We start from the raw sequence: 24,728 nt of genomic DNA, 5'->3' as shown, positions 1-24,728 counted from the left end.
ATGGCCGGACTGAAACTCAGGGACGTCGAAAAGACGTATGGCGGCACGGTCAACGTGCTGAACGATATCAATCTCGATATCGAGGCCGGCGAGCTGATCGTGTTCGTCGGGCCTTCGGGCTGCGGGAAGTCGACGCTGCTCAGAATGATCGCGGGGCTGGAGAAGATCACCGGCGGAACGCTGGAAATCGACGGGCAGGTGGTCAACGACGTTCCGCCCGCGCAGCGTGGTATCGCCATGGTGTTCCAGTCCTACGCGCTTTATCCGCACATGACGGTGCGCGACAACATGGCCTTCGCGCTGAAGCTGGCGAAGAAGACCCCGGCCGAGATCGACGAGGCTGTGAACCGCGCCGCGAAGATGTTGCAGCTGGAGCCCTATCTCGACCGCCTGCCCAAGGCGCTGTCGGGCGGGCAGCGACAGCGGGTGGCCATCGGGCGCTCCATCGTGCGCGATCCCAAGGTCTTCCTGTTTGACGAACCCCTGTCGAACCTCGATGCCGCGCTGCGGGTCGCCACCCGGATCGAGATCGCCCAGCTCAAGGAATCGATGCCTGACCGCACGATGATCTACGTGACCCACGACCAGGTGGAGGCGATGACACTCGCCTCGCGCATCGTTGTGTTGGCCAACAAGGGCATCGCGCAGGTCGGCACGCCGCTTGAGCTTTACGAACGGCCCAACGGCGAGTTCGTGGCGCAGTTCATCGGCTCCCCTTCGATGAACCTGTTGCCGGGCGAAGTGATCGCCACAGGCGCGCAAACCACCGTGCGCCTTGCAGGCGGCGGAACCGCTGTGTCGAACGTGCCGACGAAGGACGCCGACATGGGGTTGAAGGTCAAGGTCGGTATCCGGCCGGAGGACTTCACCCAGACCACGGGAGAGGCCGTCTTTTCGGGCGAGGTGGCGATCACCGAAGCCCTCGGCGAGGTCACTCTGCTGTACTTCGTGGCGGAGAAGGGCGAGGATCCGGTCATCGCGAAGTTGCCGGGTATTCACACCGGTATGCGGGGCCAGACCGTGCCGCTGACGGCGGTGCCGGAAAAGGTCCACCTTTTCGCGGACGGCGTGTCGCTGTTGTATCGCTAAGATCCGGTAGCGCGGTTCGGAAGCGCCGCGCACCGCATGATCCCGGGATACCGGATCTACGCCCGCGCCCGACAGACGGACGCGGGCTTCCTTCTTGCAGCCAGAGAAGTCACCCACCGGATGTGGCCGGAAAAATGACAACGGCCTGAATTCATCGCCGTGGAGGCAAGCTTGGACCTCCGCGTTTGCCGGCCCGAGCAGAATACGTTCCGCCGTAACAGGGCGATCACGAGGCGACCGCCGTTTGCCCGGGCCGGGCCGTGCCGCGTTAAAGGACTGCATTTATTTTCGGCGAACCCCATGCGCCTGTGGTCACGAACTCTTGCGTGCAGTCAGAATCCCGGCGGATTGTTGATGTTCGGCTAATGTTCTCATTTTCCGATTGGCCCGGGCACATGTTTCAACTATGTCTAAAACGTTAATCGACCCGGGGAGTCCCCATGCCTGAGCTGAAGCAGATCGAGGTGCGTGGCGCGCGCGAGCACAACCTCAAATCGATCGACGTGGATATTCCGCGGGATCAGCTGGTTGTCATCACCGGCCTGAGTGGATCGGGCAAGTCATCGCTCGCCTTCGACACCATCTATGCCGAAGGTCAGAGGCGCTATGTCGAGTCGCTCTCGGCCTATGCGCGGCAGTTCCTCGACATGATGGAAAAGCCCGACGTCGACCACATCAGCGGTTTATCGCCGGCCATTTCCATCGAGCAGAAGACCACGTCGAAAAACCCGCGCTCCACCGTCGGTACGGTGACCGAGATCTACGACTACCTCCGTCTGCTGTTTGCGCGCGTTGGCACACCCTATTCGCCCGCCACCGGACTGCCCATCGAGGCGCAGCAGGTGCAGGACATGGTCGACCGCGTCATGGGCATGGAAGAGGGAACGCGCGCCTATCTTCTGGCGCCCATCGTGCGCGACAGGAAGGGGGAATACCGCAAGGAGTTCCTCGAACTGCGCAAGCAGGGTTTCCAGCGTGTAAAGGTGGACGGCACCTTCTATGAGCTGGACGAACCGCCGACGCTCGACAAGAAGTTCCGTCACGACATCGACGTGGTGGTGGACCGCGTGGTGGTCCGCGACGGGATGCAGACCCGGCTTGCCGACAGCTTCCGCACGGCGCTGGACCTCGCCGACGGCATCGCGATCCTTGAGACCGCGCCGAAGGAAGGGGACTCGGAGCGCATCACGTTCAGCGAGAACTTCGCCTGCCCGGTCAGCGGTTTCACCATCCCCGAGATCGAGCCGCGCCTGTTCTCGTTCAACGCCCCTTTCGGCGCTTGTCCGGAGTGCGACGGTCTTGGCGTGGAGCTTTTCTTCGATGAACGGCTGGTGGTCCCGGACCAGACGCTGAAGATCAAGGACGGGGCGCTGGCCCCCTGGCGCAAGGGCAAGTCGCCGTACTTCCTGCAGACCATCGACGCCATCGCCAAGCACTACGAGTTCGACAAGAACGCCCGCTGGAAGGACCTTCCGGCGCATGTGCAGCAGGTATTCCTCCACGGTTCGGGCGACGAGGAGATCGCGTTCCGGTACGACGAAGGCGGTCGGATCTACAACGTCACCCGCACCTTCGAAGGCGTCATTCCCAACATGGAACGACGCTACCGCGAGACCGATTCAAGCTGGGTCCGCGAAGAGTTCGAACGGTATCAGAACAACCGTCCGTGCGGCGCCTGCGGCGGCTACCGTCTGCGGGAAGAGGCGCTGGCCGTGAAGATCGGGCCGTCGGACGACAAGGCGCACCTGCTGCACGTCGGTCAGGTGGTGCAGATGTCAATCCGTCAGGCCTTTGACTGGTGCGGGACGGTGCCGGAGAACCTGACGCAGCAGAAGAACGAAATCGCCGGCGCCATCCTGAAGGAGATTTGCGAGCGTCTTGGTTTCCTGAACAATGTGGGCCTCGAATACCTCACGCTCAGCCGCAATGCCGGGACCCTGTCGGGCGGCGAAAGCCAGCGGATCCGTCTGGCCAGCCAGATCGGCAGCGGTCTGACGGGCGTGCTCTACGTCCTCGACGAGCCGTCCATCGGCTTGCACCAGCGCGACAACTCCCGCCTGCTCGACACGCTCAAGAACCTGCGGGACCAGGGCAACACTGTGATCGTGGTGGAGCACGACGAAGAGGCGATCCGAGAGGCGGACTACGTTTTCGACATCGGCCCCGGTGCCGGCGTGCACGGCGGGCAGGTGGTGGCCAAGGGCACGCCCGAAGAAGTGCAGAACGACCCCGCCAGTCTGACGGGCCAGTACCTGTCCGGCGCGCGCGAGATTGCCGTCCCGACTGAACGCCGGAAAGGCAACAAGAAGAAGCTGAAGGTCGTGAAGGCAACGGGCAACAACCTCAAGGACGTCACTGCCGAGTTTCCGCTCGGCAAGTTCGTGTGCGTCACCGGTGTCTCTGGCGGCGGCAAGTCGACACTGACCATCGAAACGCTGTTCAAGTCTGCCTCCATGGCGCTGAACGGCGCGCGCCAGACGCCCGCGCCCTGCGAGACAATCAAGGGGCTGGAACACCTCGACAAGGTTATCGACATCGACCAGCGGCCCATCGGACGCACGCCGCGTTCGAACCCCGCGACTTATACCGGGGCTTTCACGCCGATCCGCGACTGGTTTGCCGGGCTGCCGGAGGCCAAGGCACGTGGTTACAAACCCGGGCGGTTTTCGTTCAACGTGAAGGGCGGGCGGTGCGAGGCATGTCAGGGCGACGGTGTGATCAAGATCGAGATGCACTTCCTGCCCGACGTCTACGTCACCTGCGAGACCTGCAAGGGCAAGCGCTACAACCGCGAAACACTGGAAATCCTGTTCAAGGGCAAGAGCATAGCCGACGTTCTTGATATGACGGTCGAAGACGCGCAGGTGTTCTTCAAGGCCGTGCCGTCGATCCGCGACAAGATGGATGCGTTGATGCGCGTGGGCCTCGGCTATATCAAGGTTGGGCAGCAGGCGACGACTCTTTCGGGCGGCGAAGCACAGCGTGTGAAGCTGTCCAAGGAACTGGCCAAACGGTCCACGGGCCGCACGCTTTATATCCTCGACGAACCTACGACCGGCCTGCATTTCGAAGACGTGCGCAAGCTCCTGGAGGTGCTGCACGAACTGGTGGATCAGGGGAACTCGGTCGTGGTGATCGAGCACAACCTCGACGTCATCAAGACAGCCGACTGGCTGATCGACATCGGCCCGGAAGGCGGTGACGGCGGTGGGGAGATCGTGGCCGTGGGCACACCCGAAACGGTCGCCGAGGTGGAGCGCAGCCATACAGGGCGTTACCTGAAACCGATGCTGGAAGCCCGGAAAGTCGCCGCCGAATAGCCGCACTGCAAACCGTGCCGGAACGAATTTCCGCCCTACGTGGTATGGCCGAACGATGCGCTGCATGAGGCGCGGGCATGACGGAGGCGACGATGACGGTTCTCGGGCTGGCGTTGGGGGCGGGCGGCGCACGCGGATGGTGTCACATCGGCGTGCTGCGCGCGCTTGAGGACATGGGCGTCGAACCGCAGGTGGTGGCCGGGTGCTCCATGGGTGCGGTGGTCGGCGCGGCCTGGGCGGGTGGCAAGCTCGACGCGCTTGAGGATTGGGCACGCAGTCTGACGCAGGGCAAGTTCCTGAAGTTCCTCGACTTCCGGCTGGACCGCGGCGGCGTGATCGAAGGCAAGGCCGTCACCCGCCTGATCGAAGAGCTGGAGCTTCCGGAGAACATCGAGGACCTGCCGCGCCCTTTCCTTGCCGTTGCGACGGACATGAGCACCGGGCGCGAGATCTGGCTGCGCAAGGGGAACCTAGCGCGGGCTGTTAGAGCGTCTGCGTCGATCCCGGGAGTTTTCTCGCCGACGGAACTGGATGGCCACTGGCTGCTGGATGGCGGTTTGATCAACCCCGTTCCCGCCTCTGCGACGCGTGCGCTTGGCGCGACCTGCACCATCGCGGTTCATCCCGATGCGCGTCACGGCAAGATGTGGGAACCCAAACCGGTATCGGGCCTGTGGGACAAGCTTGGCGCGCAGCTTCCGGGCACCATCGGCGGCCTGCTGCCACACACTAAGAAGGAAGCGGTGCCCGGTTACACGGAAGTGGTCGCGATCTCCATCGAGATCATGATGGAGTTCATGCGAAAAGCACGCGAAGCCTCGGACCCGCCGGATGTCCTGTTGCAGGCGGATCTGTTGAACGCCATGGGACTTCTGGAGCTTTACCGCGCCGATGTGGCGATAGCCGAGGGCCGACGCATCGCCGAGGATGCGCGCGACCGGATCATGGAGGTGGCCGGTGTGGCGCCGGATACCGCGCGGATGTTCACGACGTCGGGCTCCGTGACGGGTGGAGGCGACACGTCCAGCCTGCCGCCCAGCATAGCGCCGGACAAAGACCCCGGAGGCGCGAACGACGGCGCGCCGGAACCGGTCTATGAACGGGTCAGGACCGGCCTGTACTGAAGCGCACGGGGCAGGGCGCCGCCACCTTGCCCCGTCAAACCGGACTTTACTTGGTCTTGCAGGTGTTGATGCCGAGCAGGCTGTAGGGCGGGCAGGACCCCATGGCCGAGGTGGCCAACATCACAACGCCGACGATCCCGGCGACCCAAGCCCACACCCCGCTCAGCGCGGCGAAGGCAAGCAACAGAAGGACGACGCCCAGAACGGCGCGGACGATCCTGTCTGTTTGACCCATGTTTTTCGCGAACATCGAAGACTTCCTCCAAAAGATTGATCTGGGATAAGTCTTAGATCGCCGGGCCCGTCGGGGAAATGACGTGGATCAACCGTCGAAGGCGGGCAACCGAAAAGCGTGTAGGTGCCGTCCCCAAAAGGACAGCACCTCAGCGCGTCAGTTTGAGAGCGCAGCAACCGCACCGATGATCGACAGCACCGCGCGGGTGTCGGGATCGACGCGGACGACCTCGTTGCCCAGACGGTAATACGTCCGGTTCGGGTCGAGCCCGTAGGAGGCGGGGTTCCTGAGCAGGACGTAACGGTCGGGGATCGGCTCACCACGGCGGACCTCGTCGTACACTTGGGCATCTTCACGACGGTTGCCCTGCTGCGTCTTCTTGGACTGACCGGGGGCAACACAGCTTGGGTCTTTCTTGGCAAGGCCCGGCGGGCAGGCCTGATCGGCGCTGGCGGCCAGCGGCGCGGTCAGGGTCACGAGGCCAAGGGCGGCGGCGGCGGTGAGGATGCGTTTCATTCAAGCTCTCCTGTCTTCTGGGAACAGGGGACAACGTCCTTTCCTCGACGTTTCGTTTCATTGATCCTGACGATCGGCGGATATCAGCCACGGTGCCGTTTTTCGAACCGCGGCAGCATGGCCGAGAAGTCTCGTCCCTTGCCGTCCTCGTCCTCCACGAAGGTGCGGTAAAGTTCGGTGGCGGCCTGTCCCAAGGGCGTATCGGCATCCGCCGTCTCTGCCGCCTGTTGGCTGAGGCGCAGGTCCTTCAGCATCAGGTCGGCTGCGAACCCGGGATTGTAGCCGTTATCGGCGGGAGAGGTCGGGCCGACCCCCGGTGCGGGGCAATAGGCGTTCATCGACCACGAGTAACCCGAAGACGTGGAGACGACGTCGAACATCGCTTCGCGTGAGAGGCCCAGCTTGTCGGCCAGCGAGAAAGCCTCGCACGTGGCGATCATGGTGACGCCGAGGATCATGTTGTTGCAGATCTTGGCGGCTTGCCCGTTGCCGGAGGCGCCGCAATGCACCGCCTTCTGGCCCATGATGTCGAACAGCGGTTTCGCGATGGCGAAGGCGTCGTCGGGACCGCCGACCATGAAGGTCAGCGTTCCGCCAGATGCCCCGCCAATCCCGCCGGAGACCGGTGCGTCCAGCGCCATCAATCCCGCATACGATGCCTGGCTCGCGACGGCACGCGCCGAGTCCACATCGACGGTCGAGCAGTCGAGCAGCACGGCACCTTTCTCCATATGCGGGATGATCTCGGTCGCGACGCCGCGCAGGATGTCGCCGTTGGGCAGCATCGTGATGACCACCTCGGCTCCCTTGACCGCTTCGGGGGCGGAGGTGGCATTGGTCACGCCATCGGCCGTGGTGCCCGCAACGTCGAAGCCGGTGACCGAGTGGCCCGCCTTGGCGAGGTTTGCCGCCATGGGCGCCCCCATGTTGCCCAGTCCGATAAACGCGATCTGCATGGCTTTCTCCTTGAAATCGAGTGTGTCAGGTCCCAGCGGGCGCAGCATCTTCGAGACGTCCGACGCGGTCACCCCGTCCGGCGCGTGCCGCCAGTTGGGCGTGTTGTCCTTGTCGATGATCGCAGCGCGGATACCTTCGAGGAAATCACCGTGCTCCATGACCCGGTAGCTGACGCGGTATTCCAGTTCCAGCGCCTTGCGGATGGTGAGGGACGGACCGCGCAGGCGGTGGATCATCTCAAGTGTCAGCGCCATCGACAGGGGAGAGACGCGCTCCATCGTTTTCAGCGTCTCGGCAGCGAACTCGGACGGATCGTTCCTGAGCGCGTTCAGCACGTCTCGCAGGGTTTCTCCACCAAAGAGGTCGTCGATCTGCGCCTGCCGCGCGGCAAGCGGGCTGTCGGGCACGGGCTGCGTCGCCGCCTCGACCTGCGCGACAAGGCCGGTGTGGACCAGGTTCTCCTTCAGGGCGGGCCAGGCGTCTTCGGGGATGTAGGTGTCGGCAAAACCGGCATGGATCGCGTCGGACGCGTTCATGCGATAGGCGGTCAGACCGAGGTATTCGCCCAGACGTCCCGGGGCCTGCGCCAGCCGGAAGGTGCCGCCCACGTCCGGGACGAATCCGATCGCCGTTTCCGGCATGGAGATCCTGGAGCGGTCGCCCACGATCCGGTGCGAGACGTGCCCGCCAAGCCCCACGCCACCGCCCATGGTAAAGCCGTTCAGGAAGGAGACGACAGGTTTCGGATACTCCGCCAGCTTGGCGTTCAGCCGGTATTCGTCGCGCCAGAAGTTCCGGCCATAGTCGTAATCCCCGGCGATCCCGCTGCGGTACATCTCGGCGATGTCGCCACCCGCGCAGAAAGCCTTGTCTCCTTCCGCGTCGAGCAGGATCAGATGCACACTGTCGTCTTCGCGCCAGCGGTCCAGCGCGCGTTCGACGTCGAGGCACATGGCGTAGGAAAGGGCGTTCAGCGCCTTGGGTCGGGTCAGAGTGATACGCCCGGCATGGCCTTCGGTGCGGATGTGGGTGTCAGACATGACGTGTGGCCGTCCTTGATTTGAGGGCGGGACCGGGCGCGCAGGCCAGGTCCGCCCGGTATGTGCGATGCCCTGCGACAGGGCACACCGATATCAGCCGGCCAGCATGTGGCGGGCGGTGATCAGGCGCATGATCTCGTTCGTGCCTTCGAGGATCTGGTGTACGCGGAGGTCGCGCACCAGCTTCTCGATCCCGTAGTCGGCAAGATAGCCGTAGCCGCCGTGCAGTTGCAGGCACTGGTCGACGGTGCGCGATCCGGCCTCGGTCACGAACTTCTTGGCCATCGCGCAGAACTTTGTGGCGTCCGGGGCTCCGGTGTCCAGTTTCCATGCCGCCTGCCGCAGAAAGGTGCGCGCGGCCTGCAACTCGATCTCCATGTCGGCGAGCCGAAACTGCAGGGCCTGAAACTGGTCGATGCTCTGCCCGAAGGCCTTGCGTTCGGACATATATTGCAGCGTCAGGGTCAACGCGGTCTGCGCCGCACCGAGCGAGCAGGCAGAGATGTTCAGCCGTCCGCCGTCAAGACCCGCCATGGCATAGCGGAACCCCTTGCCTTCCTCGCCGATCAGGTTGTCGTGCGGGATGGTGCAATCGTCAAACTGGACCTGCGCGGTGGGTTGCGACCGCCAGCCCATCTTGTCCTCTGCCGCACCGAAGGACAGGCCCGGGGTGCCGTCTTCGATGTAGACGGTCGAGATGCCCTTGGGCCCGTCCTCGCCGGTGCGGACCATGGTGACATAGGCATCGGAATAGCCGCCGCCCGAGATGAACGCCTTGGTCCCGTTCAGGACATAGCCTTCGTTCGTTTTCTGCGCGCGGGTCTTCAGCGCCGCCGCGTCGGAGCCGGAACCGGGTTCGGTCAGGCAGTAGGACAACACCGTCTCCATCGACAGGGCCTTGGGCAGGACGCGCGCCTTGAAGTCGTCAGAGGCGTAGCTGTCAATCATCCGGGCGCACATGTTGTGGATCGACAGGAACGCCGCGACGGAGGGGCACGCCATCGACAGTGCTTCGAACACCAGCGTGGCGTCGAGCCGGGACAAGCCCGCGCCGCCCGACTCCTCGCTGACATACAGTCCGCCAAATCCCAGGTCCGCCAGTTGCGGCCAGAGCGATTTGGGGATCGTGCCGTCCTTTTCCCATGTCCGGGCGTGCGGGGCGATGTGCTCTTGCCCAAACGCATACGCCATGTCGAAGATCGCGGTTTGCTCTTCCGTCAGCGCGAAATCCATTGTCGGCCTCCTCCCGGCTGAAATGAACGCTTGTTCAGATTGAGCCCGAGCTGGCGGACGATTGCAAGTGGTGGCCACGCAAATTCGTTTTGCGGAATTTGGCCTGCGCCATGGTGTTCGGCGCTAACATCCTGCAGGAATGCCAGTGTCAGGAGGAGCCCGAGAACACCTCGACCGTCACGGCACTTGCGTAGATCGCCATCATCAGGACGCTTTCGATGCCGATGCGGGCGGGACCTTTGCGCTGACGCAGGATCAGCCCGGCCAGCAGCACGGCGGTCATCAGCATGCCCGTCGCCAGCCAGTACAGGTCGTTCATGCTGACCGCGTGGTAGATGGAGCCGTCGCGATACGCCACGTCGGCGGCGACAAGAAACAGCGTATCGAAGGTGTTGCCGCCGATGATACCGCCGACCGCCAGTTGAAGCGAGCCCTTGCGCACGGCGACCAGCGTGGTGACGAATTCCGGGAGCGAGGTGACGACCGCGGTGAGCAGTGCCCCGACAAGCGATGACGCCAGTCCGAAGCGTGTGATGAAGCTGGCACCGACCTGCGAGATGACCCAGCCCGCGACGCCCATGACCGCGACCAGCGCGGCGAAGGTCAGCGCGGGCTTCAGGACGGATTTGTCGGGGTCGCTGTCTTCCTCGGGTTCGTCGTGTCGGGTGTCGCGGGTTTCGACCGGCTTCCACATCGGTCTTTCGCTGACCTGTGCAGACAGGTGCACGCCGGCGAGGTAGGTCAGGAACAGGATGGCGGACACCGGGTGCACGGCAAAGAACGACACGTCCGGCCCGGCCATGGCGGCAACGGGCAGGGACAGAAGGATCAGCAGCAGCACCGCCTGGAACAGGTTCGCCGGCTCAGCAGCGGCATGTTCGAGGTTGGCGCGCTTGTACAGCAGGTCCGCGATGGCCAGGAACAACGTTTGCGCCGCGATCCCGCCCACGGCGTTCGACACGGCGAAACTGGCGTCCCCAGACGACGCGGCAGAGACCGAGACGACCACCCCCGCCAGCGACGTGGCGCCGCCAAGGATCAGACCCCCGGCCAGGGCTTCGCCCATGCGGGTACGGTCGGCGATGATGTCGGCAAGGTGGGTGGCCCGGATCGAAGCCGCAATGACCGCGGCGGCCGCAATGGCAAAGATCAGCAGGAGCAGCGGCAGGGAAACGTCTTCGAGCATCAGGTCTTTCTATGGGGTTTGACCGGTCATGCCAAAAAAACCGGGCCGCCTTTGGGGGCGGCCCGCGTGTCTCAGGTCAGGGGAATGTCAGGCGTGTCGCCCGCGCACGGCCCGTGCGATCCAGATCAGCAGGCAGGCGCCGATGAAACCGATGATCAGCTGGCCGATCCAGCCGCCAAGCGTGCCGCCGACGATGGCGACGAGAATGGCATTCAGCACGATGGCGCCGACGATGCCGAGAACGATGTTCATGATGATGCCCATGTTCGAGTTCATGAACTTCTCTGCCAGCCAGCCAGCGATACCGCCGACGATGATGGCTGCAAACCAACCGAGTCCGGTCATGGGGGTCCTCCTTGATGGACGATGCGGAGTACGGCGCGGGGATATCCCGGCCTCTGACACACAAACACGCGGACCCGGCCAGTTGTTCCCGCTCCGGTGCGGATTTCCGCCTCCGCACCCGGCGCGCCTCAGGTGCTGGGAGGCGGTGACGGGCGAAGGCGGCGCTTCGATGTGGCGTCCATGTGATGGCGGTCAGGCCAATGAACCTTGGGCCTTGCGCGCCAATGTGGCCTGTGCCGTTTGTGTGTCGGTCATTGGCAGGGGTGTGCCCGGCGGTGGCTCAGGCTTGCGCCGTGGTGCGGGATAGCACGTCTTCGACGCGGGCGAGCCCCTTGGCATTGTCGAACTTTGCTTCGGCCGTGGCGCGGGCGGCGCGCGCCATCTCGCCACGGTCGGGCATGTCGAGGATCTGGGCGATGCGCTGCGCGAAGTCCTGCTCGTCCCATTCGTCGGTCAGAAGGCCGTTGACGCCGTGCTCCACCGCTTCGGGGATGCCCGCGTGGCGAGTGGACAGCGTGATGCAGCCGGATGCGAGGGCTTCCTGAATGGCGGTGGGCAGCCCTTCGGTGTTGCCGTCCTTCGCCGTCACCGAATGCTGGAGGAAGACTTCGGTCGTATGTAGCCGTTCGCGGACCGCGTCATGCGGCAGTGCCCCGGTGAAGGTGGTTTGCCCTGCAATCCCAAGGCTTTGCGCGAGTGACTTGCAGTCTTCCAGCAAGGGGCCGTCGCCGATGAAAGTCAGGTGCGCGTCGCGTCCGCGTGCACCTTCGGCAAAGGCGCGGAGCGTGACCTGCGGGGCCTTCTTTTCCACCATGCGGCCCACGGCGAGGAAGCTGCCGGGGGTCTTGGGGCCGGGGGTGAAACGGCGGATGTCGACGCCCGAGGGCACCACATGGGCATTCGGATGGGACACACCGTGTCTGGCGAGGTTGTCGAGCAGGAACTGGCTGACCGAGAACATGCCCGCGAGGCGGGGCATCATCAACCGGTAGGATCGCACGCGCTGCGCGGAGGTCAGCATCTTGGAGGCATCGGTGCCCCGCCAGTAGGTGAAGACCGGGATGTTCAGATCGTTGCCGAGCCCCGCCACAACAAGCGCCTGCGTGCCGAATTCCGAAAGGATCGCATCGACTTGCTCGTCCTTCAGGAACCGCGCCAGCGCCCGGCGCCCGGCGCCGAAGGGCAGGCGGGAGGTGCCGTGCAGCAAGGCGCCCGATGCGGCATGGACGGGCGCGGTCAGCCTGTCCGCCAGCGAGAGTTTCGCGCGGCGCACGAAGAGCGGCTTGCCATAGGGATCCTGTCCGTTGTGACGGCCGCAGATGACACAGGTGTTGCCGCCGAACATGTGTTCGATGTGGCGGTTTATGAAGGTCTCGCCAGGGACGAAGTAGTCGGAGGTGGCGATGGCGACTTTCATGATCGATCCCGGGTGGTTGCGTGTCGGGGGTAGCCTCTGGCGGGCTTGCGGGCAAGGGCAGCGCACGCCCTTCATGGAGGTTTCGGCGCCCGAAAGCATTTACGGCGCGTGCGGTGGGGTTGCGGCACCGCGCGCTACAACCCGCTGTGGTGCGGCTGGCGTGGACCACCACGGATTAACGCGGATTCATCTTTGGCATGGCGGCGTTAAGAGGCAAACCGGCCGGTTCGCCGCCGATTCCCGGCCGGTTGGTAACCTTTGCTCCGTGTGCGCGGGTGAACGGCGGGGCCACGGGCGTTTTGGCGTTAACCTTTGGTGTGACGTTGCGTCATGTCGTGAAGGTCGCCGCGTGGTGATGCGGTACCCGGTTCCGGGGACGGCGCTTGTGTTGGGGGCGGGTGCGAGGGGCCGGCCCCTCGCGCTCCCCGAGGTATTTTTGCCAAGATGAAGGGGCGGTGTGTCGGGGAAGGCGGCGGCGACTTTGCGGGCCACGGGTTTCCTTTGCGGCAGCGGCCTTGTGTGCGGCGCCTGAACCCGGTCAGAGGTCGGCATGGAATTCCTCGATCAGGTGCGAGACCACGGCGCGCATCTGGCCGTCGTGGTCGGCGCCCGCGGCTTTTGCGGCGGCAAGGGCCGCGCGCTGGCGGCTGGCGGAGGTGCCGCCGGTGACGATATCGCGGGCGCGGTGGAGCGCAGCGGTGCAGTGCAGGACGCCGGCGTCCTCTTCGAGCAGGTCGATCAGCTCCTCCACCAGTTCGGGGAAGGGCACGATTTCGGCACGGCCGAAATCGATCAACCCCTCGGTGGTTCCGTAGCGCTGCGCGCGCCAGCGATTTTCCTCCATCAGGAAGCGGTCGTAGATCCGCCAGCGCTGGTTTCTTATCCGGAGGCGCCAAAGCATCCGCATCAGGCATTGCGCGATGGCCGCCAGCGTCAGCGTGTGTTCCAGCCGGGGCTGCACGTCCATGATCCGGGTTTCCAGCGTCGGGAAGCGGGCGGAAGGGCGCAGATCCCACCAGATGCGCGAGCCGTCCTCGATCACGCCCAGGTCGATCAGCACCTGCACGGAGCGCTCGTATTCCTGCCAGGACTGGAATTGCGGCGGCAGGCCGGTGCGGGGCAGGTTGTCGAAGACCGAGATCCGGTAGGAGGCGAGGCCGGTGTCCTGGCCCTGCCAGAACGGCGAGGAGGTGGAGAGCGCCAGCAGGTGGGGCAGGAAGTAACTGGCCTGCCGCATCAGGTCGGCGCGCAACGTGTCGTCGTCGAGGCCCACGTGCACGTGCATCCCGCATATCAGCATGCGGCGGACCACGCCGCCGAGGTCGCGGTCGAGTTCGTTGTAGCGCTGCTTGTCGGTGTGGGTCTGCGTTTTCCAGTCAGCCAGCGGGTGGCAGGAGGCGGCGATGGGCGAGAGGCCGTGGCGGGCCGCGTGTTCCGAGACCGTGGCGCGCAGTCTGCGCAGGTCGTCGCGGGCCGCGTCGACGGAGGCGCAGGGCCGCGTGCCGATTTCCACCTGGCATTGCAGGAACTCGGGCGAGACCTGGTCTTCGAGATCACGGGCGAGGGCGGCCATCAGCGCGTCGGGCGCCTCGACCAATGCGCAGGTGTCTCGGTCGACGAGCAGGTATTCCTCTTCGATGCCGATGGTGAAGTCCGGTTGGGCCATGCCAGTCTCCGTTGTTTCTCAGCCGCGGCGCCTGGCCGGTTAAAAGTCCTTCCGGGACGTTGCCCCGTTACGGGTTGGGTGCGGGGCTGTGCACCGCGTCGTGGGCGGCGTTCAGCGCGGTCAGGTCGGTGTCGGTCTGGCCGGCGAGGTGCAGCGCCTCTGCCACGTCGTGCGTGATGTGGAAGCGCAGCGCGCTGACCGGTTCGACCACCTGCTGCATCATGCGGGCCATGCCGAAGCTGTGTCCGGAGGCCACCAGCAGGACGCTGTCCGCCTTTTTCGAGAACCTGCCTATGAGCGGCGCGAGCCGTTCGACGGCGACGATGATCCCCAGGAAGCTGGCGTCGATCTCCGTCACCTCGGTGGCATCGGTGAGCATCCTGCGACCGGGGTCGAAGCGCGGGTCCTCGACGTAGCGCCGTAGCATGTCCGCGCAGCCGGTCACGCCGATGTTGGCCGGCATCCTGAAATAGGCGAGGTTGCGTTCGTCATGGATACTGTAGGCGAAAGTCATTGTTCCGATGCCGTCGATGTCCGATGTCAGCTCCTTTCGGCCAGAAGGGTGCGCACCTTGCGGATCGTGTTCAGGTTGCGGGCGGTGCCGTTCGCCATCGCCGGAAGCCTGAGCCGCGAGCGGCCTTGTCCTTCTGGATAATGGATGTAGAGCGCGCCGGGCCCGGGTCTAATGTCCTCGGAGGTCTTATGCGTGGCCTCGTCATCGGGGGCGGCGGGGATCGGCGCATCGGTCAGAAGGCAGATCACCTTGTTGCCGGGCGCGTCGGGAAAGGGGTTGCCGCCGGTGAGCGCGTCGAGCTGCGGGAGGCTGCGGAGGACGAGGCCCACGGGGGCGCCGACGTGGTCCTCAAGGGCCTTTTCCAGCGCCGCCTGCACGTCCGCGGGAGCGGCGTCGTGCGTGAAGGCCACGTTGCCGGAGGCGATGTAGGTCTGGACGTTCCCGGCGCCCGTGGCTTCGGTCATCGCCCTGAGGTCGGCCATGGCGAGCTTGCCGGTGCCGCCCACGTTCACGGCGCGCAGGAAGGCGGCGTAGGCTGGCATGGCTGGTCCCCTCGTTGCGGTTTGCCGGGCTGCCCGCCTGGTGCGGAGGGCAGCCCGGGAGAGCGTCAGCGACCGCGCATGCGCGGGTCGAGCGCGTCGCGCAGGCCGTCGCCGAGATAGTTCACGCTGAGCACGGTCAGCGAGATGGCGACACCCGGCAGCATCACGCGTTCGGGGAAGCGCTCCATCCTCTGGACGGCATCGGCCAGCATCTTGCCCCAGGTGGGGAAGTCCGACGGGAAGCCCACGCCGAGGAAGGAGAGCGCCGATTCCGTGATGATCGCCGTGGCGAGGCCGAGGGCGGCGGAGACCATGATCGGCGACAGCACGTTCGGCAGCAGGTGGCGGCGGATCAGCTTGAACGGCGAGGTGCCGATGGAGCGGGCGGCGAGCACGAACTCGCGTTCCTTGATGGCCAGGATGTCGCCCCGGACGATGCGGGCGGTGGGCATCCAGGAGGTCACGGCGATGACCGTGACGATCAGGATGAACATGCCCCCCTCTGGCCCGAAGTTGGCCCTGAGCGGTTGTCGGAACAATGTCACCGCGACCAGCAGCAGAGGCAGGATGGGAAGCGACAGGAAGAGGTCGGTGAGGCGCATGAGCGGCCCGTCGAGCTTCTTGAAGTACCCAGCGATCACGCCGATGGCGGTGCCGATCACCAGGCTGAGGATCATCGCGGCCCAGCCGACGGCCATGGAGGCGCGGCCGCCAGACAGCATCTGGGCGAGGTTGTCGCGCCCGAGCTGGTCGGAGCCGAGCGGTTTGGCCCACGACACCTTGGCACCGGAATCCCAGATCGCGGTGTAGATCGGGCGCATGTCCTTGTTGCGAATGTCCAGTTTCTGCGGGTCGACCGTGTAGATGTAGGGGCCGACCAGCACCGCGAGGGTGATGAACACCAGAAACCCGAGCCCGAACATCGCGCCCTTGTGTTTGCGGAACTGGTCCCACACGTCCTTGCCGCGTGACCGCGGCGGCTTGGTCGGGCCGGTGTCCTTCAGGGCCTCGATGGCGGCGGGGCCTTCGGCGAGGATTACGTCGTCCTGTGGGCTGTCAGTCATAGCGGATCCGCGGGTCGAGCACGCCGTAGAGGATGTCGGCGATCAGGTTGAAGAGCACGATGAGCACCGCGAAGATGAAGGTCAGCGTCATGACCATCGGCAGGTCGTTTGCGAAGAGCGCCGTAATCAGGAGCTGGCCGATGCCATTCACCTTGAAGACGTTCTCGGTGATGATGGCGCCGCCGAAGATCGACGGAATGCCGAGCGCGATGACGGTGATCACCGGGATCATCGAGTTGCGCACCACGTGGACGTTGACGACGATGGCTTCGGACAGGCCCTTGGCGCGGGCGGTGCGCACGTAGTCCTGCCCGAGGTTGTCGAGCATGGAGGCCCGCATGTAGCGCGAAAGCTGTGCGGTGATCTGCAGCGCCAGCACCATGACCGGCATGATCATCTGCTGAAGCTGAAGCTTGAAGCTGGCCCAGTCGTCCACGACCAGCGTCGTGTCGTAGATCGAGGGGAACCACCCGAGCTGCACCGAGAAGATCACGATCAGCAGCGGGCCTGTGAAGAACGGCGGGATCGAGAAGCCGATCATCGTCACGAAGGTCCCGGCCTGGTCGAAGACCGAATACTGGCGGTAGGCGGAGTAGATGCCCACCGGCAGCGCGATCAGGATCGCCACGATGTAGGCCACACCGACCACTTTCAGGGTCTGCGGAATGCGCTGGATGATGATGTCCATGACCGGCGAACGGGTCTGCCAGGAGATGTTGCGCTGTTCGGGCACCCAGAGCTGCATCTCGCCGTTGACCTCGCGCACGCGGCCCGCCTCCTGCATGGAGGCGAGCAGCGAGTCGGTCGGCGTGAAGGTCGGGGCTTCCCAGTGCCAGGCCAGTTGCGTGCCGAACAACCAGTCGATGAAGACCTTGGGTTCGATCCAGAAGACCTGGACCAGCCATTTCCAGTACTGGACGAGAGGCGGTTCGCCGAGGCCGAGGGCCTCGCGCATCTTCTGTTTGACCTCGTCCGGCACCGTCAGCGGCACCTGGGCCATCGGATCGCCCGGGGCAAGTTGCAACAGCATGAAGATGATGAAGCTGATAAAAATGAGCGTCGGGATCGAGAGGATCAACCGTCGCGTGGCGTAGGTGAGCAACGCTTATCCCCCTGTCGGGCTTTGGTGATGGTGAATACGTGCCGTGACGCCGGCACGGGACCGGACGAAGGGGCACGGGGTGTGACGCGGGGCGGCGACGGGACGGGGTCCCGGAGTGCCGCGGGTGATGTTACTGGCTTTCCCCGGCATCTGCCGGTGGTAATCGTACATGTCAACGCCGGTTCGGTGGGGCGCGGTCCTCGGCGCGGGATGCGTGGCAACGCGCGGTATCGGCGACCCTGTCCGTGCGCATGGCGTCGCCGCATCGTACTGCGCGCATGCAGTCGTCGCATCGTACTGCGCGCATGCAGTCGTCGCATCGTCGGCGAAGGGGGGCGCGAAGGCGTCGATGCCGTCGGTCCAGAGGCTGCGGTCGAGGCTCCGGTGTTCATCCATCGGCGCGGCGATCCCTTTCGTGTCTTCAAGGATGCGCCCGCCCCGTGCGGAACGGGACGGGCGCAGGATCAGGAACTCATTCCTTGATGCGATACCAGTCTGCGACGTTCCACAGTTCGGAGTCCCAGACGTTCAGCTTCACACCGCCAAGGCTGTTGGAGTGTGCCGACAGGCGGCCGCGGTGCACCAGCGGGATCATGGAGCCTTTTTCGTAGGCCATCTGGCTGAGCTGGCGGCCGATTTCCTGGCGTTTCGCCATGTCGGCGGTCTGCGTAAGCTCGGTCCACAGCGTGTCGTATTCCTCGTTGCAGAAGCGGCTGATGTTCTCGCCCTGCCACTGGGTTTCCGGACGCGGAGCCTTGTCGCACAGACCGTTGCCCAGGTAGGCCTGCGGGTCGGTGCCGTTGAAGGTGTTGGCGTACATTTCGACGTCGGCATAGAACTTCTGGAAGGTGTCGGGCGAACCCGCGTCACCGCCGAAGAACACCGAGGAGTCGACGTTGCGCAGTTCGACTTCCATGCCGATCTGCTCCCACCACTCCTTGATCAGTGCCTGGAAGTCCTGACGCACGGCGTTGGTCGAGGTCTGGTAGAGGATCGAGAGCGGAACGCCGTCCTTCTCGCGCACGCCGTCGCCGTCGGTATCGACGATGCCGGCCTCATCCAGAAGCGCCTTGGCGCCTTCGATGTCCTGCGTGCCGCAGTCCTCGTTCTGGTAGGCGAAGGCTTCGGGCGCGGGCACCCACGAGCAGGTCACCTTGCCGGCCTGTCCGTAGCCGACTTCGACCAGCAGCGGACGGTCGATGGCCATCGACATCGCCTTGTAGACCGCCGGATCGCCGAGGAACGGGTGCGGGCGGATCACCGACCGCTCGTCCGGACCAAGCGCCGGATCGGGGTTGGTGTTGTTGATCATGACGCGTTCCAGAAGCGGGCCGAAGCCTGCCACGGCCACGCCCTTGCCGCCTTCTTCCATCTCGGCGATGACGTCGGGGGCCAGCTGGAGGTTCCAGGCGTAGTCGAATTCGCCGGTCTCCATGACCGCCGTGCCCGCTGCCGCCGCATCGCCGCCGCCCTTGAAGGTCATGGTGGCGAAGGCCGGCTTGGCCGGGTCGCGGTAGTTCGGGTTCGCCGAGAGGGTGATCACGTCGTTCGGCTTGAATTCGTCGACGACAAATGCGCCGGTGCCGATCGGGTTGAAGTTCTGCTCGGTGCAGGTGGAGGCCGCAGCGCCCACGCAGTTCTCGAACTGGGCCTTCTGCAGGATCGGGGATTCACCGCCGACGAACGGGCCGTAGGGCACGGGGGTCGCTTCGCCGAAGGTCACCACCACGGTCAGGTCGTCCGGTGTCTCGACCGAGGAAACGCCTTCGAACTTCGTCAGCTGCGCGCAGCCGCCTTCGGGGTGGGTGCAGTATTCGTAGGTGAACTTCACATCGGCAGAGGTGAAGGGCGTACCGTCCGACCACACGATGTCCGGTTTGATCTTCCAGGTGATCTGCGTCAGGTCCTCGGACACGCCGCCGTTTTCGACCGTCGGGATCTCTGTCGCGAGCCAGGGCACCAGCGTGCCGGTTTCGTCGTAGCGGGCCAGCGGTTCGATGATCATCGACGAGGCTTCGACGTCCTTGGTGCCGCCCGAAAGGAACGGGTTCAGGATCGACGGCGCCTGCCAGTAGATGATCCTCACCTCGCCGTCCGCGCCACGCTCTGCGAGCGCGGGGGCGGCGAGCGCTGTCACGGCCGCGGCACCCATCATCAGGGATTTCAGGGTCATGTTTCACTCCATGTTGGTCGGGACCGGCATCATGTCCGGTCCGCTTCGTTGATGCCGGGAAGGCTGTTCACCCGGTCAGGTCCGTTTCAACCCGAAAAAGACCCGCACCCTGAAAACGCCCCCTGTGCCCGGCCATCGAAACCCGCGGATGCTCAAAATGCAAGCATTGCCTAAGGGCATCGGGGGCGCATTCGGAGAGGGTCCGGCGGCGGCACGTCGCAACGGCCGTATCCGCAGGCGATTGGTTTTGCTGTGGGTTGCATGATAGGTGGCGGTTTCACCTGCGTCCGCAGGCACCTGAGGGGCAGCGACATGGCTCTGTTTGCACGCTTGGGGCATGCTCGTGCCGCCGACAAGCCATTGGTGGCATGTGCCTTTCAATGATGGCGCCTGGAATCGGTTCCGATGCCAAGGCCGTGCCGGCGGACACGGAGGACGTCGGCAAGCCGTGTCCGGTACAGACCGTCACCCTGTGAAACTGTTTCGCTCCGCCCATTTTTTCGGCATCCGTCGCAGGGGCGTCCGGGCCTTGTCCGCATTGACCCGCTGACGCCACCGCAGGCGGCACCGGCGCCTGTTCGGAAGGCTATGCCGCCCGGGAAAGCGCGAAGGGACCTTTACGCCCCGCAACCGGGCTTTTAGCCTTCGCCGCGACAAGGGAGTTTCGAAGATGCTGGACGACACCACGGATACCGCCGCGACCGGGGCCGCAGAAGCCCAGGTGCCCATCGCCCGGATCGACAAGCTCCGGGTCGAGTTCCAGACCAAGGACGGCACGGTTGTGGGGGTCGAGGACATCTCGTTCGAGATCAACCCGGGCGAGACGGTCTGCGTCGTCGGCGAATCGGGATCGGGCAAGTCGGTTTCTTCTCTCTCGCTCATGCGGCTGATCGAATACGGCGGCGGTGACATCGCGGGCGGCAAGATGCTGTTCGACCGGCGCGAGGGCGGGGTCATGGACTTGGCCACCGCCGACCAGAGCGTGATGCGCCACATTCGCGGCAACGAGATCGGCATGATCTTCCAGGAGCCGATGACCGCGCTGAACCCGGTCTTCACCGTGGGCCGCCAGCTGACCGAGGGGCTGCGCGTGCATCGTGGCATGTCGAAGGCGCAGGCGGAGGCGCGGGCGCTGGAACTCCTGCGCGAGGTCCGCATCCCGGAGCCGGAAAGGCGGCTGAAGCAGTATCCGCACGAGTTGTCGGGCGGCATGCGCCAGCGTGTGGTGATCGCCATGGCGCTGGCCTGCAAGCCGCGCCTGCTGATCGCGGACGAGCCGACCACCGCGCTGGACGTGACGATCCAGGCCGAGATCCTCGCCCTGATGGACCGCCTCAAGCGCGAGACCGGGACGGCGGTGATGTTCATCACCCACGACATGGCCGTGGTGGCGCAGATGGCCGACCGCGTGGTCGTCATGTTCCGCGGCAAAAAGGTAGAGGAAGGCACGGTCGAGGAGATCTTCGAGAACCCCAAGCACGCCTATACCAAGGCGCTGCTGGCCGCCGTGCCGAAACTGGGCGAGATGACCGGCAAGGACCTGCCGGAGCCGATGCGGCTGGTCGGGCGCACCGACCAGAACCTTGACCCGATCAAGGGGTCGGACGAGGTGCTCTTGCGGGTCGAGAACCTCGTGACGCGCTTCCCGGTGAAGGGCGGGTTCTTCCGCCGGACGGTGGCCAACGTGCACGCGACGGAGGACGTGTCCTTCACGCTGAACAAGGGCCGGACGCTGAGCCTCGTGGGGGAGTCGGGCTGCGGCAAGTCCACGGCGGGGCGGTCGCTGCTGCGGCTGGTGGAGCCGCTGTCGGGCAAGATCGACCTCGACGGCACCGACATCATGGCGCTGTCGCAATCCGGCCTGCGCGATGCGCGGCGCGAGATGCAGATGATCTTCCAGGACCCCTTTGCCTCGCTCAATCCGCAGCTTCAGCTTGCCGACCAGGTGGCGGAGCCGCTGGTGAACTACGGGATCGGGTCCGGGTCGGAGATTCAGGACAAGGTGGCCAACCTCTTCGACCGGGTCGAACTGCCGCGCTCGTTCATGCGACGCTATCCGCACGAACTGTCGGGCGGCCAGCGGCAGCGGATCGCCATTGCCCGGGCGCTGGCGCTGAACCCCAAGCTGATCGTGGCGGACGAGGCGGTCTCGGCGCTGGACGTGTCGGTGCAGGCGCAGGTGGTGAACCTGATGATGGAACTGCAGGCGGAGCTGGGTCTGGGCTATGTCTTCATCAGTCACGACATGGCGGTGGTGGAGCGGGTCTCGCACACGGTCGGGGTCATGTACCTTGGCCGGATCGTCGAACTGGGACCGCGCCGCGCAGTCTTCGAGGATCCCCAGCACCCCTATACCAAGGCCCTGATGAAGGCGGTGCCGATCGCCGATCCGCGCCGGCGGAAGGCCGAGAAGGACCTGAACTTCAAACCGATCCCGTCGCCGATCCACCCGGTCGGTTACGAGGCTGGACCGTCGGTCTATGAAGAAGTCAGCCCGGGGCATCTCGTGCTGACGTCGGACAGCGGCTATTGAGGGCAGAGGCGATTTTTCCGTGAAGGATCGCGCAGGGCAAATCTGAAAGCGAAGAAGCAGGGGCAGCGGTGCGCCGTGCCCCGGCCTGTCTGGAGGCATGATGACGGAACGACTTGCGCCGCGGGCGCTGCTGGAGCGGCTCGTGGCGTTTCCCAGCGTCAGCCGGGAGCCGAACGGCCCGGTGATCGACTGGGTGGCGGACTACCTCAGATCCCACGGCATCGAAGTGGGCATCCATCACAAGGACGGCGCGCCGGAGTGGAAGGCGCTTTATGCCCACGTCGGGCCGGAGGTCGAGGGCGGCGTGGTGCTGTCGGGCCATACCGACGTGGTGCCGGTGGACGGGCAGGCCTGGGACACCGACCCATGGGTGCTGACGGAGAAGGACGGTCGGCTTTACGGGCGCGGCTCATGCGACATGAAGGGCTTCGACGCGTTGGCGATCTGGGCGCTGGTGGAGGCGCATTACGCGGGCGTCACACGGCCCCTGCAGCTTGCGCTGAGCTACGACGAGGAAGTGGGCTGCACCGGGGCGCCCGCGCTGATCGAAGCCATGCAGGCGATGCCGCGCGCGACGGACGTGATCGTGGGGGAACCCACGATGATGAAGGCGGTGACCGGTCACAAGGGCGGGGTAAGCTGGTGGGTGCACATGCACGGCTTCGAGGTGCATTCCTCGATGCTGCACACCGGCGTGTCGGCGATCATGTGGGGCGCCAAGCTGATCGACTGGTGCAACGCCGTGAACGCGGCGGCGGAGGCGGCAGAACCGGCTGGCATGGCGGCGCTGTTCGACCCGCCTTACACCAACGTCCATGTGGGCGTGATCTCGGGCGGGACGGCGCATAACATCACCGCCAAGGACTGCGAGTTCGGGCTGGGGTTCCGCGTGGTGCCGGGCGAAGATCTTGAGACGTATCGCACGCTCTTCACCGCGAAGATCGATGAGCTGACCGCCGGGATGCAGGCCGTGCGGCCCGAGGCGTGGATCGAGGCGCGCGAGATGTTCTCGCTGCCGCCCTTCGCGCCGGAAGAGGACAACACCGCAGAGGCGCTGGTGCGGCGGCTGACCGGCGACAATTCGGAGAACTACGTGAGCTACGCAACAGAGGCGAGCCACTTCCAGACCGCCGGTTACAAGGCGGTCGTCTGCGGGCCGGGCTCCATCTCGGTGGCGCACCAGCCGAACGAATCGATTGCGATCAGCCAGTTGCAGGAGGGCGAAGCCTTCATGCGACGGTTGCTGGAGGCGCTGGCATGATCTTTCCGTTTCGGGACGAAGGCGAGCGGGACTTTCGCGGACCACTGCCAGAGGCGGTTGACGTTGCGGTGATCGGCGGCGGCGTGATCGGCGTGTCGACCGCGCTGTTCGCGGCGCGCGCGGGCAAGCGTGTGCTGCTGCTGGAAAAGGGCCGCATCGCAGCCGAGCAATCCTCGCGCAACTGGGGCTGGATCCGGACACAGGGCCGCGACATGGCGGAGATACCGGTGGCCGAGGAGGCAAAGCGGCTCTGGCGCGGCTTCGACGAGGAATGCAAAGGCGCGCTTGGCGTCGAAACGGTCGGCGTGTCCTACCTTGCCGGAACGGAGGCCGAGATGGCCGCCTTCGAGGGGTGGCTGACGGAAGCGAAGGCGCAGGGCGTCGATTCGCGGCTGGTGGGCCGGACAGAGACGGTGCGCAGCATGGCCTACCCGCATGCGGGCTGGTGCGGCATGCTGCTGACACCGTCGGACATGAAGGGGGAGCCATGGGTTGCCGTGCCCCGGCTGGCGAAGCTGGCCGAAGCGGACGGCGCGATGATCCGGGAACGGGTGGCGGTGCGCAGGCTGGAGATCAGCGCCGGTCAGGTGACGGGCGTCGTGACCGAAGAGGGCACCGTGCGGGCGGAAAGCGTGGTGCTGGCGGGCGGCGCGTGGTCGTCGCTGCTGCTGGCACGCCACGGAGTGCGGGTGCCGCAGCTTGCGGTGCGCTCGACGGCCCTTGCCACACGGCCACTGCCGGACCTGGGTCTGCCTGCGTCGGTCGACAGCGACATCGCCTTCCGGCGACGCGCGGACGGCGGTTACACGCTTGCCCCGGCGGGCTTTGCGGAACTGTACACGGGCGCCGACATGCTGCGCCACCTGCCGGTCTACCTGAAACTGGCCTTGCAGGGCTCTTTCGACGTGCACCTGCGCGGTCCGCAGCCGCACGGCTGGCCGGATTCGCCGGGCGTGGCGCGGTCCTGGAGCGGCGACGAAGTCAGCCCGTTCGAACGGGTGCGCATCCTCGATCCCGGCCCGAACAAGCGGCGCGTGCTGGAACTGTTGCGCCGGTTCGCCGAAATCTACCCGGCGCTTGGCGACGTGCACCTCAACACCGCATGGGGCGGGATGATCGACGTCATGCCCGACGTGGTGCCGGTGGTGGACCGCGTCGACGCGCTGCCGGGGCTGACGGTCTGCACCGGGATGTGCGGGCATGGATTCGGTGCGGGCCCGGCCTTTGGCCGGATTGCCGCCGACCTTGCCATGGGGCGCGATCCCGGCACGGCGCTGGACCGTTTCCGGCTGTCGCGTTTCTCGGACGGATCGCGGCTGGTTCCCGGCCCGAACATCTGACGCCATACCTTTGAGCGATTTCCGACCAACCGGTCAGGAGTGTCGCGGCAAAGCTTGCGTTCGGCATGTAT

Annotated in this window: 19 protein-coding genes and 1 pseudogene; 6 read left to right on the top strand and 14 right to left on the bottom strand. The window is 65.4% G+C overall.

Translation table 11 applies throughout. From position 1 onward, the window contains the following. The 3 genes from ABFK29_RS13510 to ABFK29_RS13500 all read left to right on the top strand — a co-directional run bounded on the left by ABFK29_RS13510 (position 1) and on the right by ABFK29_RS13500 (position 5,533). Complete coding sequence (locus ABFK29_RS13510; RefSeq protein WP_005855723.1) at positions 1-1,089, top strand: ABC transporter ATP-binding protein; 1,089 nt, start codon at positions 1-3, stop codon at positions 1,087-1,089. A 440-nt stretch (positions 1,090-1,529) separates the two neighbouring features. Next, positions 1,530-4,409, top strand: a complete 2,880-nt coding sequence (gene uvrA / locus ABFK29_RS13505; RefSeq protein ID WP_005855721.1) for an excinuclease ABC subunit UvrA — start codon at positions 1,530-1,532, stop codon at positions 4,407-4,409. Between the two features lie 77 nt (positions 4,410-4,486). Further along, positions 4,487-5,533, top strand: a complete 1,047-nt coding sequence (locus ABFK29_RS13500) for a patatin-like phospholipase family protein (protein WP_005855719.1) — start codon at positions 4,487-4,489, stop codon at positions 5,531-5,533. A 46-nt stretch (positions 5,534-5,579) separates the two neighbouring features. On the opposite strand, the gene ABFK29_RS13495 is transcribed toward ABFK29_RS13500, so the two are convergent. From ABFK29_RS13495 to ABFK29_RS13430, 14 genes and pseudogenes are all read right to left on the bottom strand, one after another. After that, complete coding sequence (locus ABFK29_RS13495) at positions 5,580-5,783, bottom strand: YgaP family membrane protein (protein WP_005855717.1); 204 nt, start codon at positions 5,781-5,783, stop codon at positions 5,580-5,582. A gap of 141 nt (positions 5,784-5,924) precedes the next feature. Then, the gene (locus ABFK29_RS13490) at positions 5,925-6,284 is read right to left on the bottom strand and encodes a hypothetical protein (protein ID WP_005855715.1); all 360 of its coding nucleotides are present in this window, start codon (positions 6,282-6,284) and stop codon (positions 5,925-5,927) included. A gap of 83 nt (positions 6,285-6,367) precedes the next feature. After that, the gene (gene mmsB, locus ABFK29_RS13485; RefSeq protein WP_040604199.1) at positions 6,368-7,240 is read right to left on the bottom strand and encodes a 3-hydroxyisobutyrate dehydrogenase; all 873 of its coding nucleotides are present in this window, start codon (positions 7,238-7,240) and stop codon (positions 6,368-6,370) included. Positions 7,241-7,318: 78 nt separating this feature from the next. Beyond that, positions 7,319-8,281, bottom strand: a pseudogene (locus ABFK29_RS13480) (enoyl-CoA hydratase/isomerase family protein); the annotation flags it as partial. Between the two features lie 93 nt (positions 8,282-8,374). Further along, positions 8,375-9,514 (bottom strand): acyl-CoA dehydrogenase family protein, encoded by a 1,140-nt coding sequence (locus ABFK29_RS13475; protein WP_005855711.1) that lies wholly within the window; start codon positions 9,512-9,514, stop codon positions 8,375-8,377. Positions 9,515-9,662: 148 nt separating this feature from the next. Continuing rightward, positions 9,663-10,700 (bottom strand): sodium:calcium antiporter, encoded by a 1,038-nt coding sequence (locus tag ABFK29_RS13470; protein WP_005855709.1) that lies wholly within the window; start codon positions 10,698-10,700, stop codon positions 9,663-9,665. An 87-nt stretch (positions 10,701-10,787) separates the two neighbouring features. Next, complete coding sequence (locus ABFK29_RS13465; RefSeq protein WP_005855707.1) at positions 10,788-11,045, bottom strand: GlsB/YeaQ/YmgE family stress response membrane protein; 258 nt, start codon at positions 11,043-11,045, stop codon at positions 10,788-10,790. A 280-nt stretch (positions 11,046-11,325) separates the two neighbouring features. Further along, the gene (locus ABFK29_RS13460; protein WP_005855705.1) at positions 11,326-12,462 is read right to left on the bottom strand and encodes a glycosyltransferase; all 1,137 of its coding nucleotides are present in this window, start codon (positions 12,460-12,462) and stop codon (positions 11,326-11,328) included. A 538-nt stretch (positions 12,463-13,000) separates the two neighbouring features. After that, positions 13,001-14,128 carry a carboxylate-amine ligase gene (locus ABFK29_RS13455; protein ID WP_005855703.1) on the bottom strand — a complete coding sequence of 376 codons (1,128 nt, stop codon included), beginning with the start codon at positions 14,126-14,128 and terminating at the stop codon, positions 13,001-13,003. A 67-nt stretch (positions 14,129-14,195) separates the two neighbouring features. Beyond that, a complete protein-coding gene (locus ABFK29_RS13450; protein WP_005855701.1) occupies positions 14,196-14,642 on the bottom strand; it encodes a hypothetical protein in 447 nt (148 codons plus the stop codon). Between the two features lie 26 nt (positions 14,643-14,668). Beyond that, positions 14,669-15,184 (bottom strand): DUF1697 domain-containing protein, encoded by a 516-nt coding sequence (locus ABFK29_RS13445; protein WP_005855699.1) that lies wholly within the window; start codon positions 15,182-15,184, stop codon positions 14,669-14,671. A 65-nt stretch (positions 15,185-15,249) separates the two neighbouring features. Then, positions 15,250-16,248 (bottom strand): ABC transporter permease, encoded by a 999-nt coding sequence (locus ABFK29_RS13440; protein WP_005855696.1) that lies wholly within the window; start codon positions 16,246-16,248, stop codon positions 15,250-15,252. Next, positions 16,241-17,350 (bottom strand): ABC transporter permease, encoded by a 1,110-nt coding sequence (locus ABFK29_RS13435; protein WP_005855694.1) that lies wholly within the window; start codon positions 17,348-17,350, stop codon positions 16,241-16,243. The genes ABFK29_RS13440 and ABFK29_RS13435 overlap by 8 nt, the downstream gene beginning before the upstream one ends. 472 nt (positions 17,351-17,822) lie before the next feature. Next, entirely contained in the window at positions 17,823-19,523 is a 1,701-nt protein-coding gene (locus ABFK29_RS13430) for a peptide ABC transporter substrate-binding protein (protein WP_005855692.1), read from the bottom strand. A 670-nt stretch (positions 19,524-20,193) separates the two neighbouring features. Here ABFK29_RS13430 and ABFK29_RS13425 point away from each other — a divergent pair. From ABFK29_RS13425 to ABFK29_RS13415, 3 genes are all read left to right on the top strand, one after another. Next, the gene (locus tag ABFK29_RS13425; RefSeq protein ID WP_005855688.1) at positions 20,194-22,056 is read left to right on the top strand and encodes an ABC transporter ATP-binding protein; all 1,863 of its coding nucleotides are present in this window, start codon (positions 20,194-20,196) and stop codon (positions 22,054-22,056) included. 100 nt (positions 22,057-22,156) lie between these two features. Then, entirely contained in the window at positions 22,157-23,317 is a 1,161-nt protein-coding gene (gene argE, locus ABFK29_RS13420) for an acetylornithine deacetylase (protein WP_040604197.1), read from the top strand. After that, entirely contained in the window at positions 23,314-24,657 is a 1,344-nt protein-coding gene (locus ABFK29_RS13415; RefSeq protein ID WP_005855683.1) for an NAD(P)/FAD-dependent oxidoreductase, read from the top strand. The genes argE and ABFK29_RS13415 overlap by 4 nt, the downstream gene beginning before the upstream one ends. Positions 24,658-24,728 lie beyond the last annotated feature (71 nt).

Origin of the sequence: Sagittula stellata E-37 (genome assembly GCF_039724765.1) — a bacterium.
Taxonomy (GTDB): Bacteria; Pseudomonadota; Alphaproteobacteria; order Rhodobacterales; family Rhodobacteraceae; genus Sagittula; species Sagittula stellata.
Note: the sequence above shows the minus strand (reverse complement) of the source record. Positions and strands in the feature narration are given on the sequence as shown.